Below are 16,433 nucleotides of genomic sequence, written 5' to 3'. Positions count from 1 at the left end.
GGCGACGGAGGTGTTCACGGACCGACGTGGTCGCGTCAGACGTCGTCGATCCGTCGGCGCGCCGCGCGTGCGAGCGCGACATCGGCCTCCTCGGCGATCCTGCTCACCACGTCGGCGGCATAGTCGATGGCGCTGATGAGATCGACGGCCTCGCCCGCCCAGACCGGGGGAGCCGCGGCATCGTCGTCGAGGTAGCGATCCTGTGCGGCGGTGTCGGCGCGCAGCTCGTCCTCGCGGTCGTGCCAGTTGTCGAAGAACTCGTTGCGCAGCATGCGCGCGGTGTACTTCGTCGGCCACGGCGATCGGCGCGCGATATCGAACACCCGGTCGCGCGCGGTGTCGTCGCCGTGCGCGGCCACGATCGCCTTGGCCTGCTCGGGGGTGATCACGGCTTCGTGCGTCGCCTCGAAGCGGGTGCCGACCATGACGCCCGCCGCGCCGAGCGTCAGCGCGGCCGCAAGCCCGCGACCGTCCGCGATACCGCCCGCGGCGAGCACCGGCGTCGGATGCGCGAGATCGGCGACGGTAGGCACCATCGTCATGGTGGAACGCCCGGCACCGTGCCCGCCCGCCTCGCCGCCCTGCGCGACGATGACGTCCGCGCCGAGGTCGACGGCGCGGCGTGCCTCCTCGTGATCGGTGACCTGGACCATGAGCACGGCGCCCGCGGCGCGCACCGACTCGACGAACGGCGAAGGATCGCCGAACGACAGCAGCACCGCGCGCGGCCGGTACTCGTCGAGCACCCACCGGACCGTGTCGAGGTCGACCGCCCAGCTGAGAAATCCGACACCCCATGCAGAACGCGCGGTGTTCGCGACAATCGACAGTTCACGGGTCAGCCATGCCCGATCCCCGCTACCGACCAGGCCGAGTCCACCGGCATTCGACACGGCGGCGGCCAATTCACCACCGGCCACGCCACCCATGGGCGCCAACACGATCGGATGACGCAGAGCGAACAGGTCGGTCAGCGCGGTGCGGAAGGACATGAAACCATCATGCCCGCCCGCGTCCTTGCCTCTAGTGCGTCGCGGGCGGCGGTGAGTTCGGGCTGCGACGGGCCGGAGCAACGGTCCCGCACACCGGTCTGAAACAATGGTTCATCGTGAAGAACTTCGAAACCCTGTTCGCCGAGCTGCAGGATCGTGCGGTTACCCGCCCCGAGGGGTCCGGAACCGTTGCCGCGCTGGACGCTGGCGTGCATAGCCAGGGTAAGAAGGTGCTCGAGGAGGCTGGCGAGGTATGGCTGGCCGCCGAGCACGAGAGCGACGAGTCGCTCGCCGAGGAGATCTCGCAGCTGCTGTACTGGGTTCAGGTGCTGATGGTGGGTCGTGGGCTGAAGCTCGAAGACGTGTACCGACATCTGTGATGGCGCGTCTTACTCCCTAGTTTCACCTCCCGAAAGGACCCATTCCCATGCTGCGCGTCGCAGTCCCCAATAAAGGCGCCCTGTCCGAAGCCGCCACCGCCATCCTCGTCGAGGCCGGTTACCGCAAGCGGACCGATCCGCGCGAACTGACCGTGCTCGACCCGGCCAACCAGGTCGAATTCTTCTTCCTGCGGCCCAAGGACATCGCCATCTACGTCGGGTCCGGCGAACTCGACCTCGGCATCACCGGCCGCGACCTCGCGCTCGATTCCGGCGCGCCGGTCAGCGAACGGCTCGGCCTCGGCTTCGGCCGCTCCAGCTTCCGCTACGCCGCACCGGCCGGGCAGCCGTGGCAGGTCGAGGACCTCTACGACAAGCGCATCGCCACCTCGTACCCGAATCTCGTGCTCAGCGATCTGCAGCGGCGCGGCATTCAGGCGGAGGTGATCCGCCTCGACGGCGCGGTGGAGATCTCCATCCAGCTCGGCGTCGCCGACGCCATCGCCGACGTGGTCGGTTCGGGGCGCACACTGCGTCAGCACAACCTGGTCGCCTTCGGTGAATCACTGTGCGATTCGGAGGGCGTGCTGATCGAACGCACCGGCTCCGATCACAAGGAGCGGGCGCGTAATCAGCTCATCGCTCGTATTCAGGGTGTGGTGTTCGGTCAGCAATACATCATGCTCGACTACGACTGCCCCAAGGAGCTGCTCGACGCGGCGGTCAAGATCACGCCGGGCCTCGAGTCGCCGACGGTGTCCCCGCTGGCCGATGACAACTGGGTCGCGATCCGTGCCATGGTGCCGCGCAAGCAGGGCAACGAAGTGATGGACCAGCTCGCCGAGCTCGGCGCCAAGGCCATCCTCGCCTTCGACATCCGCTCCTGTCGCGCCTTCTGAGCCGATTATCGCCGTCCGTTTTGTCTTGTATGCGTGAATAACTCACGCTGAACGCAACCGGTGTGCCTGGTGACCGGGTGTTGTTACCGTGCGGCCTCTCGATGAGGAACGCAAGGAGCACACCCGTGTCACAGACATCGCCCGAGCAGCGCTCGGGAAGCATAATCACCTGGAATGAGGACTGGCTGGCGGCGATCGCCGGACTGGCGCTGATCGCGCTCGTCCTGGTCGGCGTGATTCCGGATTGGCTGGTGCCGTGATGTCGGATACCGAAGCGCGGGAAGCGAATACACCGGACTCGACCGTTGCCAGCGAAACTGGGACGGACGCAGCGTCTTCCGCTCCGGTGCGGTCGGAAACGGCGGCATTGCAGGCGATCTCGCGGCCAACCGTCGGCGCGATCGTGGCGGGGATCGCGGTCGTCGTCGTGCTCGGCGCGCTGACCCGCTTCTTCGACACGCACGTCCCGCAGTGGGCGGCGGGCACCCCGTTCAACCGGGTGGCGAAGTCGATCGAGTTCCCGGTGTACGCCATCGCGATCGGCCTGCTCGGCAACGTCATCCTCGGCAAACTCGCACTGCGCGACCGGCTTTCGGCCGGTTTCCGCACCGAGTTCTTCATCAAGACCGGCGTTGTCCTGCTCGGCGCCTCGATCAATCTGAAGATCCTGGTGACCGCGGCGGGCCCGTCGATCCTGCAGGCGCTGTTGCTGATCACCGTGGTGTTCGGGTTCACCTGGTGGCTCGGCGGGCGGCTCGGGCTCGACGACAAGCTGCGGGCGCTGCTGTCCTCGGCCGTGTCCATCTGCGGCGTCAGCGCGGCCATCGCGGCGGCGGGTGCGGTGCAGGCCAAGCGCGAGCAGATCGCCTACGCTGCCTCGCTGGTGATCATCTTCGCGCTGCCCTCGATCTTCGTATTGCCATGGCTCGCCGATGTTTTCGGGCTGTCCGACGCGGTCGCCGGTGCCTGGATCGGCGGCAATATCGACACGACGGCGGCGGTCGCGGCCTCGGGTGCCATCGCGGGGGAGAAGGCGCTGCAGATCGCCACCATCGTGAAGACCACGCAGAACGCGCTGATCGGCATTGTCGCGATCGCGTTGACCGCGTATTTCACCCTGAAGGTCGAACGCACCGCCGGTGCGATACGGCCCTCGGCGCGGCAGTTCTGGGAGCGGTTCCCGAAGTTCGTCCTCGGCTTCGTCGCCGCGTCCGTCATCGGCACGCTGTACCTGCAGTCCGCGGCCAAGAAATCCGGTGCAGCGCACATCGCCATCATCAACGACCTGCGCACCTGGTTCCTGATCTTCGCGTTCGTCTCCATCGGGCTGGAGTTCTCGCTGCGTGGCCTGCGCGAGGCCGGGTGGCGGCCGATCGTCGTCTTCGGTTCGGCGGTCGTGGTCAACCTGGCTGTCGGCCTTGGCCTTTCCCTCCTGCTGTTCCACAACTTCACCCTCTGAGCACGGGCGCGGGTGGTCGCGTCGGCGCGGGGGTGCGTTGTAGCCTGCTGCGCACGGAATCGTTATGATTTCGTGCGCAGCGAGCGGGCTCGTCGGTAGTCGGCACTGGCCGACTCCGCGAGTCGTGACGAGATTTCACGGTGTGTCGGCGACACTGTCCGGTGTGTCGTGCGACATGCACACAAGGAACGTCGGGGCGCGGCATGGGCCCCGCACGGAGGTACGGAAGGACGTCAATGCCGACGGAGGCCGAACGAGTCAAGCGCGGGCGCCGCATTCGGAACGTACTGGTTCTGATCGGCGACGTGGTGGGAGTGGTGGTGCTGATCCTTGCGGTGGCGCTCATCGGAACCCATGGCACGTCACTGGATTCCATCATGGCGGCGACCGGACACCGGTAGTTCGTCAGTCCGCTACCGCGTCCGCCAACGTCTCGTCCGGCGACTCACCGGTCCCGCCGACCGGCCACCCCGGGTAAGGCGGTGGGGTGCCGCCGAATTCGGGGCACAGCGGCTTGTAGTCGCAATACGAGCACAGCCAACTGGTATTCGGCTGGAAGTCGCCGGTGCGGCCCGCCTCCAGGATGGCCTCCCACAGCGCGGACAGGGTGCGTTCGAAGCGGAGCAGTTCCTCCTCGTCGGGGGAGTAGGTGAGGATCTGCTCGTCGGCCAGGTAGATCAGGCGCAGCTGGGTCGGCACGATGCCGCGGGTGCGCAGCACGACCAGCGCGTAGAACTTCAGCTGGAACAACGCCCGGGTCTCCTGGGTCGGCCCCGGTGCCCGGCCGGTCTTGTAATCGACAACCCGCAGCTGTCCGGTCGGCGCGACGTCGATCCGATCGACGAAGCCGCGCAACAGAACTCCGTCGTCGAGTTCGACTTCCACCCGCGCCTCCCTCGACTCCGGATCGAAGCGCGTGGGATCCTCCAACCGGTAGTAGGCCTGCACCAGCTTGCGCACCTCGCCGAGGAAACCGTCCAGCTCGGCGTCGGTGATCAACTCGGTCACCTCGGGCCAGCCGGCCGCCATCCGCGCCCACGCGGGCACGATCAGGTCCTCGGCCCGCAGCGGCTGCCGTTGCGCCGCAGGCAGGCCGTACAGGTCCTCGAGTACCGCGTGCACCATCGTGCCGCGCAGTGCGCTCCGATTCGGCGTCTCCGGAATCCGATCGATCGCCCGGAACCGGTACTTCAGCGGGCACTGCTTGAAATCCATTGCCCGCGAAGGCGACAGCGCCGGGCGCGACCGACTCGCCGCCGCACCGGGATCGGACGCCTGCGCGCCGTCGGTAGGGGGCGTTGACACGGGCGAGCTCATACCTGGCAGGCTATCCGGCGGCACCGACACGCCGGTGCGCGAGTATTCAGAGCACGCGGCTCTGCCAGCGAACGGAGATTCATGACGGCCAGACGGACCGGTCCATTCACCCTCGGTGACCGGGTACAGCTGACCGATGCCAAAGGGCGCCTCTACACGGTGGTCTTGGAAGAGGGCAAGGAGTTCCACACCCATCGCGGTGGGATCAAGCACGACAGCTTGATCGGTGCCGACGAGGGCAGCGTGGTCAACTCCACCAACGGCACCCCGTATCTGGCCTTGCGCCCGTTGCTGATCGACTACGTGCTGTCCATGCCGCGCGGCGCCGCCGTGATCTACCCGAAGGACGCCGCGCAGATCGTGCACGAGGGCGACATGTTCCCCGGCGCGCGGGTGTTGGAGGCCGGCGCGGGCTCCGGCGCGCTGACATGTTCACTGTTGCGTGCCGTCGGGCCGCAGGGCGAGGTCATTTCGTACGAAATTCGCCAGGACCATGCCGACCATGCCATCCGCAACGTCGAAACCTTCTATGGCGAACGTCCGGCTAACTGGTCGCTGACGATCGGCGACGTGGCCGACTACGCGGGCGAATCCGTGGATCGCGCTGTGCTCGACATGCTCGCGCCGTGGGACGCGCTGCCGTCGGTAGCAAAGGCGTTGGTCCCCGGCGGCGTGCTCATCATCTATGTGGCAACGGTCACGCAGCTGTCGAAAGTGGTGGAGGCGCTCCGCGAACAGGAGTGCTGGACCGAACCGCGCTCCTGGGAGTCGATGGTGCGCGGCTGGCATGTGGTCGGCCTCGCGGTCCGCCCCGAGCACCGTATGCAGGGCCATACGGCGTTCCTGGTGAGCGCACGCAAGCTCGCCGAGGGCACGGTGACCCCCAAGCCGCAGCGCAGGCCCTCGAAGGGCTGACGGGCCTGTCCGGCGCGGCCGGGGGCGTGCCTACCCGGCCGAGGGCGTCCGCACATAGCCCTCGGCCGTCGTCGCGAATCAGGCAGGAACGCAGGGCGCCTGTGCGAAGCCGAGCATCAGGCAGCCGCTCGAGTCCGAGAGCTTCCAGGTGCCGTCGACGTTCTCCCAGGTGAGGGGCATCGCCGGGACGGCGCCGTGCGGCGAGGTGATGGTCACCTGCGCGGTGGCGGTGTTGCCCTGCGTTGTGACATCCGCCACTGCGTAGGTCAGTGCGTAGCCCGCAAGCCCCTTGTTCATCTGATCGATGTTCGCCGTGCGCTTTTCGCCGTCGACGATGAGCTTGGCCTTGTCCGCGGTGGGTACCGCCGGATCGGACAATTTGACGAGCACCGCCTGCAGCGTGTCCGGGCTCGGCGCCGCCGCCGCACCGGCCGCCGCGGCGCTGCTCGAGGCCACTGCGCTGGAGGAAGAGGCCTTGGCATCGGATTTGTTGTCATCAGAACTACAGGCCGCGAGCCCGACGGTAACGGCAAGCACGGCAGTAGCGGTAGCAACGGAAACGCGAAGAATTCTGGCGGGAAGGAGCATCTTCAGCAACCTTTCGGCTCGGTCGGCGAGGTGGCTCACCGAGTGCGGGTTAGGGCAGGCTAACATGGTCATCCGGCCGTCGATCGCAGCCCAGATGTGATCACGACGAAACCATGTCGGAAAGCGAGAACGGTTCGCGCCCGGTAGCGTTGATAGACCGGGACTGGGAGGAGCAGCACATGAGCCCCATCGAGAATTCGGATTCGGCGGCCTGGAGAGAGCTCGAGGCGGTACGCGCCGAAGCGGCTGCACTCCGCAGGCAACTCGCCGATTCGCCGGATCGTGCACGGGAATTGGAAGCCCGCATCGATTCGCTGACCATTCGCAACACCAAGCTGATGGACACACTCAAGGAAGCGCGCCAGCAGCTCGTCGCCTTGCGTGAGGAAGTCGATCGGCTCGGTCAGCCGCCGAGCGGATACGGGATTCTGATCGGCGTGTACGACGATCAGACGGTCGATGTATTCACATCGGGTCGCAAGATGAGATTGACGTGTTCCCCGAACATCGAGACCTCGACCCTCGAATACGGCCAGACCGTCCGCCTCAACGAGGCACTCACGGTCGTCGAGGCCGGTGTCTTCGACGCGATCGGCGAAATCGGCACCCTGCGGGAAATCCTCGACGATGGACGCCGCGCACTGGTCGTCGGTCATGCCGACGAGGAGCGCGTGGTCTGGCTGGCGGGTCCGCTGGCCAAGGTCGCCGAGTACGACGACATGGACGACCCCGACTCCCCGATTCGCAAACTGCGCCCTGGTGATTCGCTGCTGGTGGACACCAAGGCCGGGTTCGCGTTCGAGCGCATTCCCAAGGCCGAGGTCGAAGACCTTGTGCTGGAAGAGGTCCCGGACGTCGACTACACCGATATCGGCGGTCTCGGTCGGCAGATCGAGCAGATCCGCGACGCGGTGGAGCTGCCGTTCCTGCACAAGGATCTGTTCCGCGAGTACGCGCTGCGCCCGCCGAAGGGCGTGCTGCTCTACGGTCCTCCCGGCTGCGGTAAGACGCTCATCGCCAAGGCGGTGGCCAACTCCCTTGCCAAGAAGATCGCCGAGGCGCGCGGTGAGGATGCCAAGGAAGCCAAGTCATTCTTCCTGAACATCAAGGGTCCCGAGCTGCTCAACAAGTTCGTCGGCGAGACCGAGCGCCACATTCGGATCATCTTCCAGCGGGCACGCGAGAAGGCGTCCGAAGGTACGCCGGTGATCGTGTTCTTCGACGAGATGGATTCCATCTTCCGTACCCGCGGTTCGGGCGTGTCCTCCGATGTGGAGACCACGGTCGTGCCGCAGCTGCTTTCGGAGATCGACGGCGTCGAGGGACTCGAGAACGTCATCGTGATCGGTGCCTCCAACCGCGAGGACATGATCGACCCCGCGATCCTGCGGCCCGGCCGCCTTGACGTGAAGATCAAGATCGAGCGGCCGGACGCGGAATCGGCACAGGACATCTTCTCCAAGTACCTCACGGAGACGCTGCCGCTGCACGCCGACGATGTCGCCGAGTTCGGTGGCGACAAGCTCCTGTGCGTCAAGGCGATGATCGAACGGGTCGTCGACCGGATGTACGCCGAGAGCGAGGACAACCGCTTCCTGGAGGTCACCTACGCCAACGGTGACAAGGAGGTCCTGTACTTCAAGGACTTCAACTCCGGCGCCATGATCCAGAACATCGTGGACCGCTCCAAGAAGTACGCCATCAAGTCCGTCCTCGACACCGGCAACCCCGGCCTGCGCCTCCAGCATCTCTACGATTCGATCCAGGACGAGTTCTCCGAAAACGAGGACCTGCCCAACACCACGAATCCCGATGACTGGGCCCGCATCTCGGGCAAGAAGGGCGAGCGGATCGTCTACATCCGCACGTTGGTCACGGGCAAGAACGCCAGCGCGAGCAGGGCGATCGACACCGAGTCCAGCACGGGTCAGTACCTGTAAGGTTCAACCAAAAGGCCGCGCTTCCATTGGGAGCGCGGCCTTTTCGTGTGGGTGGTCGATCGAAGCGAGTCGAATGGTTGCTGGCCAAGATCAGTAGGCGACCTTTTGACTCTCCCCGATTCTCGGAACCCCTTGTGGTGGGGGATTGGGGCGGCAGACTCGGACGTATGACCAGTGATATCAATCAGTCGGTAGTCGTCGAGACCGCGGCCGGGAAGGTGCGTGGCGTCAGCGACGGGCCGGTTAGCGTCTTTCGGGGCATTCCGTATGCGCGGGCCGTGCGATTCGGTGCGCCGGAGCCGGTGGCGCCGTGGCCGGATGTTCGGGACGCGAGCGAATTCGGGGTGGCGGCACCGCAATTGGCGTCGCGGCTGGATCGGGCGATGGGGTCGTTCGAGGTGCCGCAGGGGGAGGATTGTCTGTCGTTGAATGTGTGGGCACCGGCCGGGGAAGGGCATCCGGTGCTCGTGTTTCTGCACGGCGGCGGGTTCTCCAGCGGGGCGGGCAGGCTCGGGTGGTACGACGGGGCCGAGGTGGCGGCGCTGGGGGATGTTGTGGTGGTGACGGTCAACTATCGGCTCGGTGCGCTGGGGTTTCTGCGATTGCCCGGGGTGAGTGACGGCAATCTGGGGGTGCTCGATCAGATCGCGGCGCTCGGCTGGGTGCGCGACAACATCGCCGCGTTCGGTGGTGATCCGGCGCGGGTGACCGCCGCGGGGCAGTCGGCGGGTGCGATTTCCCTGGTGGCGATGTTGTCGGGGGAACGGGCGGATGGGCTGTTCCAGCAGGCGATTCTGCAGAGTCCGCCGCTCGGCATGGTGCCCGATACGCCGGAGGCGGCCGAGCGGATCGGCGCGAAGTTCTTGCGCGAGTTGGGGATCGAGGCGGGGCAGCTCGGCGAGGTGCCGGTGCACGCGTTGCTCGCCGCGCAGTTGGCGGTCGCGAAGGGGGCTGGCGGGCAGGTGGTTCCGCCGTTTCAGTTGGTGGGGGATGGGACCGTTGTCGCCGCCGACCTGGTGCGCGCGGTGCGTGAGCGCGCCATGCCGATGCTGATGGGGACGACCAAAGACGAAGCGGCGGCGTTCTTTTCCGACGACTGGAACGCGGTGCGGACGGCCACGGACCAGATCTTCGGGGCGCCGACCCGGCAGTTGAGCGCGGCGCTGAACGCGGGCGGCGGCGTGGCCTGGCTGTTCGAATTCGACTGGCAGCCGCAGGACAGCCCGTTCGGCGCGTGCCACTGCCTCGAATTGCCGTTCGTCCTCGGCAACGCGGCGGCCTGGCAGCACGCGCCGATGCTGCAAGGGGAGCGACCGCAGCGGCTCGTCGACGAGATACGCGGCAGCTGGCTCGGATTCGTCAAGGTCGGCGATCCTGGCTGGGCACGTGGAGACACCAAGCACTTTACTGGCTGATCGTGCTAATATTTGGCCGTGCGGTCAGAAAGTAGTCCGGACGGCCAGCAAAGGTCGTTTATCGAAGAGGCGCGGCGGCGGCAGATCATCGCGTCGGCGGTGGAGGTGATCTCCGAGGTCGGCTACGGCAGCGCGTCGCTGGCGCGGATCGCCAAGCATGCCGGGATCTCCAAAGGGGTCATCTCCTACCACTTCGATGGCAAAGACGATCTGATGACACAGCTGGTCATCCAGCTGTACATCTCGGGCGCCGAGCACATCGGGCCGAAGGTCGCCGCCGCGATCGGGCCGCGAAACATGTTGCTGGCCTACATCGAATCGAATCTCGCGTTCATCGCCGCGAACAAGAACTACGTCGCGGCACTGATGGATGTGGTGATGAACCTGCGCGACGCGCAGGGCCGGCCGAAGTTCGCCTCGGCCGACGGGGAACGAGAGATTATCGTGCCGTTGATCGACATCATGGAGGAAGGCCAGCGCGCCGGGGATTTCACCGCGTTCGACCCGCTGGTGATGGCGAAGTCCATCCGCGACGCGATCGACGGCGCGGCCGGGCGCGCCATCCGCGAGCCGGACTTCGATGTGGACGGGTACTCGGCACACATGTGCCGGCTGTTCGATGTGGCTACGCGGAAGGTGGGGGAACATGACTGATACGACGACAACCCAAGTGCGGCAACGGGATACGCCCAAGGAGCAGCCGCCGTTCGCGCTCGCCGGAGTTGGCGCCATCGCGATCGTGTCGGCGATCGCGCTGCTTGCTTCGGCGGGCCGCTACGGATTCTTCGGCGACGAACTGTATTTCATCGCCGCGGGCCGCAGGCTTGCCGTCAGTTACGCCGATCAGGGTCCGGTATTGCCCGCGATCGCCAGGCTGATGGATCTGATCGCGCCGGAATCCATGGTGGCACAGCGCATTCCGGCTATGCTGGTCACCGTCGCCGCAGTGCTGATCAGTGCGCAGATAGCCAGGGAATTCGGCGGCTCGCGCAACGCGCAGCTGCTGACCGCGACCGCCTACGCGACCTCACCCTTCCTGCTGGTGCAGGGAACTCAGTTGGCCACCAACACTATCGACACCGCGCTGTGGGTGTTGATCAGCTGGCTGCTCATCCGCTGGGTGCGCACCCGTCATGACTCACTGCTGCTGTGGGCGTCGCTGGCGACCGCCGTGGATATGCAGGTGAAATGGCTGATCCCGTTCTTCTGGATCGCGATCGCGATCGGCGTAGTGAGCTACGGTCCGCGTGATCTATTCCGCCGCCCCGCACTGTGGTTGGGTGCGGGGGTGGTGGTCCTCGCGACGCTGCCGAGCCTGATCTGGCAGGCTGCCCACGATTGGCCGCAGCTGCGGCTCGGCGCGGTCGTCGCCGACGAGCAGGCCACCATCGGCGGCCGCTACAGCTGGCTGCCGTTGGCCATTGCCTCGGCGGGCCTGCTCGGCGGCGTGCTGCTGATCTACGGAATCGTTGCCCTGTTCCGCTGGGAACCGTTGCGCCAGTACCGATTCCTCGCCCCGCTCCCGCTGCTGCTAGCGGTGGCCTTCATCGTCACCGACGGCAGGCCGTACTACGCGGCAGGCTGCTACGCCGCGATCATCGCCGCGGGCGCGGTGCGCTGGACCGAGAAAACAGGCCGCCCGCGCACCATCATCGCCATCTCAATGATTGTCATATCCGTTGTGCTGGTGGCATTTTCGATGCCTTGGCAATCCGATTCCGCCATCAAGCCCGCGAAGAGCCAGGCCGACGCTGGCCTGTCGATCGGCGTCTACGGCAGATTCGGCTGGCCCGAACTCGCCGCGGCCACCGCCACCGCCTACCAGTCCCTGCCCGAAGCCGACCGCGCCGACACCGTCATCATCACCGACTCCTACTGGCAGGCAAGCGCACTCGACGTCTACGGCACCAACCTCCCCGCCGTCTACAGCCCCAGCCGCGGCTTCGGCTACTTCGGCACCCCACCCGACTCCGCGACCACCGTCCTCTGGATAGGCGACGACCAATCCGAAGTAGCCCCCCTCTTCGCCTCCGTAACCCCGATCGGCCGTGTCGACGCCCGCCTCGGCTTCCCCGGCTCCACCCGCGACGTCACGATCTGGCGCTGCGACCACCCCCGCACCCCCTGGTCGGAATCCTGGCCGAACCTCCGACATCTCTGAGCGCGACCTCATGGCAAAGGGTTAAATTGCGCTGCTCGTTATCAAACCTTAAGGGCATAAGGTTTGATAACTCAGCCACTTACTGAACCTTATCGCTGCCCGCGACCCTGCTGGCCGAGGCGGAAGAGTCGGCACACCGACTCGCACGATTCGACGCTCATGTTTCCGCCGCCCTTGGCACGGACTGCGAGCTCGGACCGATGAGCGCCGTGCTGCTGCGCACGGAGAGCGCCGCATCGTCACAGATCGAAAATCTGACCGTCGGTGCCAGGCAACTCGCGCTCGCCGAACTGGGCAAGCACACGAACCGCAACGCTCGGATCGTCACCGCGAATGTCCGGGCGATGGAAGCCGCCGTCGAGCTGAGTCGTACGGTCGACGCCGATACGCTGCTGACAATGCATCGGGCGTTGCTCGAATCGTCCAATCCGGGCCACGCCGGGCAGTGGCGGACCGAGCAAGTGTGGATCGGCGGCAGCAATATCGGTCCGCACGTCGCCGATTTCGTTCCGCCGCATCACGAGCGGGTGCCGGACGCGATCACCGACCTGATCGGGTTCGTGCGCCGTGACGACATCCCGCTCGTCGTCCAGATCGCCCTGGCACACGCACAATTCGAGACCATTCATCCGTTCACCGACGGAAACGGTCGCACCGGTCGGGCTCTCGTGCACGCGATGCTGCGCGGCAAGGGGCTGACGCAGCATGTGACCGTGCCGATTTCGGCCGGGCTGCTGGTCAATACAACGGCCTACTTCGAGGCGCTGAACCGGTACCGGGCGGGCGATGCCGCACCGATCGTCCGTCAGTTCGTCGACGCCGTATTCTTTGCCATCGGCAGTGGTACCGATCTCGTCGAGCAGCTGAGTTCGATCCGTGCCGAATATCGCGAGAAGACCACTGCCCGTAGCGATTCGATTGTCTGGCGGGTGATCGACGTGCTTGTCGCGCAGCCCGTGATCGACAATCCCTACGTCATGCGGAGCTTCGAAGTCAGCAATGTCGCGGCGCAACGCGCTATCGATCGCCTGGTCGAATCCGGTGTGCTCCACGAGATTTCCCAACGATCCCGCGACCGGGTGTGGCAAGCCGACCATATCCTCACCGCCCTGGACGATTTCGCGGCCGGGATCCGTCGAGTCCGCGGCTGAGACGGAAATCCGGTGGCGGTGGGGGTGTGGGTTTGACACGCTGCGAGCATGGTCGACAGAGCCTTTAGTGAGGCGCGGTTAGCGGCGGTGTATGACCGGTTCAATCCGTGGGAGGGGCGGGGGGACTTCGGGTTTTATCTGCCGCTGGTTATGGGGGCGGGGTCGGTGCTCGATGTCGGGTGTGGGACGGGGGAACTGCTGCGCAGGGCTCGGGAGGAGGGGCATACGGGTCGTCTGTGTGGACTGGATCCGGCGGCGGGGATGCTCGACGTGGCGCGGGCGAGTGGGGATATCGAATGGGTGCTCGGTGATTCGAGTGCGGTGCGGGGGTGGGATCGGCAGTTCGACTTGGTGGTGATGACCGGGCATGCGTTCCAAGTGCTCGTCGGTGATGACGAGCTGCGGTCCACGTTGGCGGTGATCGCCGCGGCGCTGACCGATACCGGCAGGTTCGCGTTCGAGACGCGCAATCCGCTTGTGCGGGAATGGGAGACGTGGGATCGGCGGTATTCCGGTGCGGTGACCGATGAGTCGGGTGCGGTGGTGCGGTGCGTGTGCCGGGTCGCCGAGCCGGTCGAGGGTGACCTGGTGTCGTTCACCCACACCTTCACCAGCGAGCGGTGGGAGCCCGAGGTCAGTCACAGCACGTTGCGGTTCCTCGACGCGAACGCGCTGGCCGGGTTCCTGTCCGATGCGGGATTGGTCGTCGCGGAGCAGTTCGGCGACTGGGATCGCAGTCCGTTGACGGCCAGCAGTCCGGAGATCATTACCGTCGCGAAAGACGCCGCCCTCCCGGTCGGCCGAGTCGCCGAGTCGCCGGGTCTCCGATGAGCCTCGGTTTGTTCGTCGAAACCCGTGCGGACGTTGATCGCATCCTCGAACAGGCCGAGCAAGCCGGTGGCACCATCGTCCGCCCACCCATGGAACGCCCATGGGGCATCTACTCCGGCTACTTCACCGACCCCGACGACCACCTCTGGGAGGCGGTCTACTTCCTTAACGGCCAGCCCCCCAACTGATTCCGGCGCGGACCTCGCATACGACCCGTCAGTGACGTGCTTGTCAAACGTTGAACGTGGAAGTGGCTGCGCAGCAATGGGATTCGATGCGACAGACGTGATCGGAGCAGCCCGCCTCCGCTATGCGCATTCGTAGGACGTTTGGTACTAGATCTTGGTAACATCTGCTCGACAGAGGCGTTCGCACTGCTGAGTGGCACGCGTCGAGTGTCCGGGTAACGCCTCTCCTGGGAGGTGTGTCAGCTTGTCTGGTCACGGAATGGGCATCGGTCGCTTGCTCACCACGGTGTTGTGCGTGGGGGTGTTGGTCGGCGGATGCACCTCGAGCTCCGACACCAACAATGCGGCGAGTACGCAGCCACCGGCTCCGGGGTCCGCCGCGGCCTGGCCGCCGAACGAGGGCCGGGGCAAGTGCGCGGTCGATAAGCAGACCGACGTTCCCGCCGCTATGCGGGACGGGACGATATTGCGGGCGGATGTGTATCGGCCCAAGACAAATGACCCGGTACCGGTCATCCTGATGCGCACGCAGTACGGGAAAACGGCGGCGCAGATTCAACCTTCGCGGTTTCAGACACCGGACTGGTACGCCTCACAGTGCTATCTCGTTGTGATTCAAGATATTCGGGGCCTCGGGACCTCGGACGGTACATTCACCGAGTTCGACAACGACATGCACGACGGATACGACAGCGTCGAGTGGGCGGCCCAATTGCCCGGCACGAACGGCAAAGTGGGCATGTACGGCTCGTCCTACATCGGCGCGACGCAGTGGCTCGCCGCGGTCGAGACCCCGCCGCATCTGGCCGCCATCGTCCCCGCCAACACCGCGTCGGACTACTACGACGGCTGGACCTACGAGGGCGGCCAATTCCGGCTCGGCTTCGTCGAACCGTGGGCGGTGGGCACGATCGGGCTGTCAGCGGCCCAGCAGCGCCACGACAAGGCCGCCGTCGACCAGATCGACGCGGCGACGCAGAACGCCACCCAGTGGATGAATTTCCGTCCGTACAAAGACTTTCCGCCGCTGCAACCGGGCAATCCCGCGGTCGCGCCGTGGTACTTCGACTGGATCCGCAACTCGACCTACAACGACTCCTGGAAGAACCGCAGCATCCGCGAGCGCTACCAGAACGTGAAGGTGCCGGTGCTCGACATGGAGGGCTGGTACGACGCGTTCCTCTCCGGCGGCGTCGAGAACTTCACCGGCATGGTCGCCAAGGGCGGCACACCGGAGGCGCGGCAGAATCAGCGACTGGTGATCGGCCCGTGGGACCATCTCGGTTGGGGGCGGCCGACTTCCACGATCGCGCCGCGGCTCGAGGAGCTCGGAGCGGTGGCCAACAGCCCGATCAACGAGCTGATGCTCGCGTGGTACGACCACTTCCTCAAGGGTGTCGACAACGGTGTCGCCGGTACGCCGCGGGTCGACTACTACCTGATGGGCGCCAACCGGTGGAAGACGGCACCGAGCTGGCCGCTGCCGCAAACCCAATGGGAGACTTACTATTTCAACGGCAGCGGCGCGAACGGTGAGGCCGGCCGCACCGGAAAGCTCGTCGAGCAGGCACCGACCGGACCGGCCGACGCCGACCACTATGTCTACGACCCCACCGATCCGGCGCCGAGCGCCGGCGGCCATTCCTGCTGCGGCGTCGGCACGGGACCGCAGGGACCGTTCGATCAGGCTGCGGTGGAACAACGTTCGGACGTGCTCACCTATGACACCGATCCGCTCCGCACCGACACCGAAGTCACCGGCCCGATCACGGTGAAGCTGTGGGCCTCCTCGACCGCACCCGACACCGACTTCGTCGCGCGCCTGGAAGTGCTTGCGCCGGACGGCTCCTCGGTGAATCTCAACAACGGCATCATCCGCGCCGCATTCCGTGACTCGCTCACGAATCCGACGCCGATCGTGCCGGGCCAGCCCTACCAGTTCACCATCAAGATCTGGCCGACCAGCTACCAGTTCAAAGCGGGCGACCGCATCCGCGTCGCCGTATCCAGCAGCGACTACCCGCAATACGCGCCGAACCCGAACACCGGCGAGCCGTTCGGCGAGAGCACCCGCACCCAACCGGCCACCCAAACCATCTACAAGGACCCCGAACACCCGTCCTCAGTAACGGTTCCGATCATCCCGTCCGGCGACAACGGCGCGACCACCTTCCCGCTCACCCCGCACAAGTAGGTC

The 16,433-nt window shown here is 66.0% G+C and carries 17 protein-coding genes; 14 read left to right on the top strand and 3 right to left on the bottom strand.

What is annotated here, in order from left to right:
• Positions 1 to 35 precede the first annotated feature (35 nt).
• Positions 36 to 992: an NAD(P)H-dependent flavin oxidoreductase gene (locus OG203_RS08560; RefSeq protein WP_405165139.1), complete on the bottom strand. Its 957-nt coding sequence runs from the start codon at positions 990 to 992 to the stop codon at positions 36 to 38.
• 98 nt (positions 993 to 1,090) lie between these two features.
• On the opposite strand from OG203_RS08560, the gene OG203_RS08555 reads away from it, so the two are divergent.
• The 5 genes from OG203_RS08555 (at position 1,091) to OG203_RS08535 (ending at position 4,131) form a co-directional block, all read left to right on the top strand.
• A complete protein-coding gene (locus tag OG203_RS08555; protein WP_405167799.1) occupies positions 1,091 to 1,372 on the top strand; it encodes a phosphoribosyl-ATP diphosphatase in 282 nt (93 codons plus the stop codon).
• A 47-nt stretch (positions 1,373 to 1,419) separates the two neighbouring features.
• Complete coding sequence (gene hisG / locus OG203_RS08550; RefSeq protein WP_405165138.1) at positions 1,420 to 2,271, top strand: ATP phosphoribosyltransferase; 852 nt, start codon at positions 1,420 to 1,422, stop codon at positions 2,269 to 2,271.
• 125 nt (positions 2,272 to 2,396) lie between these two features.
• Complete coding sequence (locus OG203_RS08545; protein ID WP_405165137.1) at positions 2,397 to 2,531, top strand: hypothetical protein; 135 nt, start codon at positions 2,397 to 2,399, stop codon at positions 2,529 to 2,531.
• Entirely contained in the window at positions 2,531 to 3,730 is a 1,200-nt protein-coding gene (locus OG203_RS08540; RefSeq protein ID WP_405165136.1) for a YeiH family protein, read from the top strand. Before OG203_RS08545 ends, OG203_RS08540 begins: the two co-directional genes overlap by 1 nt.
• Before the next feature lie 236 nt (positions 3,731 to 3,966).
• Positions 3,967 to 4,131, top strand: coding sequence for a hypothetical protein (locus OG203_RS08535; protein ID WP_405165135.1), 165 nt, complete (start codon positions 3,967 to 3,969; stop codon positions 4,129 to 4,131).
• A gap of 4 nt (positions 4,132 to 4,135) precedes the next feature.
• Here OG203_RS08535 and OG203_RS08530 read toward each other — a convergent pair whose 3' ends face one another.
• Positions 4,136 to 5,047 (bottom strand): RecB family exonuclease, encoded by a 912-nt coding sequence (locus OG203_RS08530; protein ID WP_405165134.1) that lies wholly within the window; start codon positions 5,045 to 5,047, stop codon positions 4,136 to 4,138.
• A gap of 81 nt (positions 5,048 to 5,128) precedes the next feature.
• Here OG203_RS08530 and OG203_RS08525 point away from each other — a divergent pair, with 81 nt between their 5' ends.
• Complete coding sequence (locus OG203_RS08525) at positions 5,129 to 5,962, top strand: tRNA (adenine-N1)-methyltransferase (protein ID WP_405165133.1); 834 nt, start codon at positions 5,129 to 5,131, stop codon at positions 5,960 to 5,962.
• Positions 5,963 to 6,040: 78 nt separating this feature from the next.
• On the opposite strand, the gene OG203_RS08520 is transcribed toward OG203_RS08525, so the two are convergent.
• On the bottom strand, positions 6,041 to 6,418 hold the full coding sequence (locus OG203_RS08520) for a hypothetical protein (protein ID WP_405165132.1): 378 nt from the start codon (positions 6,416 to 6,418) through the stop codon (positions 6,041 to 6,043).
• A 311-nt stretch (positions 6,419 to 6,729) separates the two neighbouring features.
• Between OG203_RS08520 and arc the strand changes: the two genes are divergently transcribed.
• The 8 genes from arc (at position 6,730) to OG203_RS08480 (ending at position 16,430) form a co-directional block, all read left to right on the top strand.
• Complete coding sequence (gene arc / locus OG203_RS08515; protein WP_405165131.1) at positions 6,730 to 8,490, top strand: proteasome ATPase; 1,761 nt, start codon at positions 6,730 to 6,732, stop codon at positions 8,488 to 8,490.
• Between the two features lie 167 nt (positions 8,491 to 8,657).
• Positions 8,658 to 9,905, top strand: a complete 1,248-nt coding sequence (locus OG203_RS08510) for a carboxylesterase/lipase family protein (RefSeq protein WP_405165130.1) — start codon at positions 8,658 to 8,660, stop codon at positions 9,903 to 9,905.
• A gap of 18 nt (positions 9,906 to 9,923) precedes the next feature.
• A complete protein-coding gene (locus tag OG203_RS08505) occupies positions 9,924 to 10,559 on the top strand; it encodes a TetR/AcrR family transcriptional regulator (protein ID WP_405165129.1) in 636 nt (211 codons plus the stop codon).
• Complete coding sequence (locus OG203_RS08500; protein WP_405165128.1) at positions 10,552 to 12,066, top strand: ArnT family glycosyltransferase; 1,515 nt, start codon at positions 10,552 to 10,554, stop codon at positions 12,064 to 12,066. Before OG203_RS08505 ends, OG203_RS08500 begins: the two co-directional genes overlap by 8 nt.
• Before the next feature lie 200 nt (positions 12,067 to 12,266).
• Positions 12,267 to 13,217, top strand: coding sequence for a Fic family protein (locus OG203_RS08495; RefSeq protein WP_405165127.1), 951 nt, complete (start codon positions 12,267 to 12,269; stop codon positions 13,215 to 13,217).
• Positions 13,218 to 13,265: 48 nt separating this feature from the next.
• The gene (locus tag OG203_RS08490; RefSeq protein ID WP_405165126.1) at positions 13,266 to 14,048 is read left to right on the top strand and encodes a methyltransferase domain-containing protein; all 783 of its coding nucleotides are present in this window, start codon (positions 13,266 to 13,268) and stop codon (positions 14,046 to 14,048) included.
• Positions 14,045 to 14,236: a VOC family protein gene (locus OG203_RS08485; protein ID WP_405165125.1), complete on the top strand. Its 192-nt coding sequence runs from the start codon at positions 14,045 to 14,047 to the stop codon at positions 14,234 to 14,236. The genes OG203_RS08490 and OG203_RS08485 overlap by 4 nt, the downstream gene beginning before the upstream one ends.
• 259 nt (positions 14,237 to 14,495) lie before the next feature.
• Positions 14,496 to 16,430 carry a CocE/NonD family hydrolase gene (locus OG203_RS08480; RefSeq protein WP_405165124.1) on the top strand — a complete coding sequence of 645 codons (1,935 nt, stop codon included), beginning with the start codon at positions 14,496 to 14,498 and terminating at the stop codon, positions 16,428 to 16,430.
• Positions 16,431 to 16,433: the final 3 nt, after the last annotated feature.

Origin of the sequence: Nocardia sp. NBC_01499 (assembly GCF_045040275.1) — a bacterium.
Classification (GTDB): domain Bacteria; phylum Actinomycetota; class Actinomycetes; order Mycobacteriales; family Mycobacteriaceae; genus Nocardia.
Note: the sequence above shows the minus strand (reverse complement) of the source record. Positions and strands in the feature narration are given on the sequence as shown.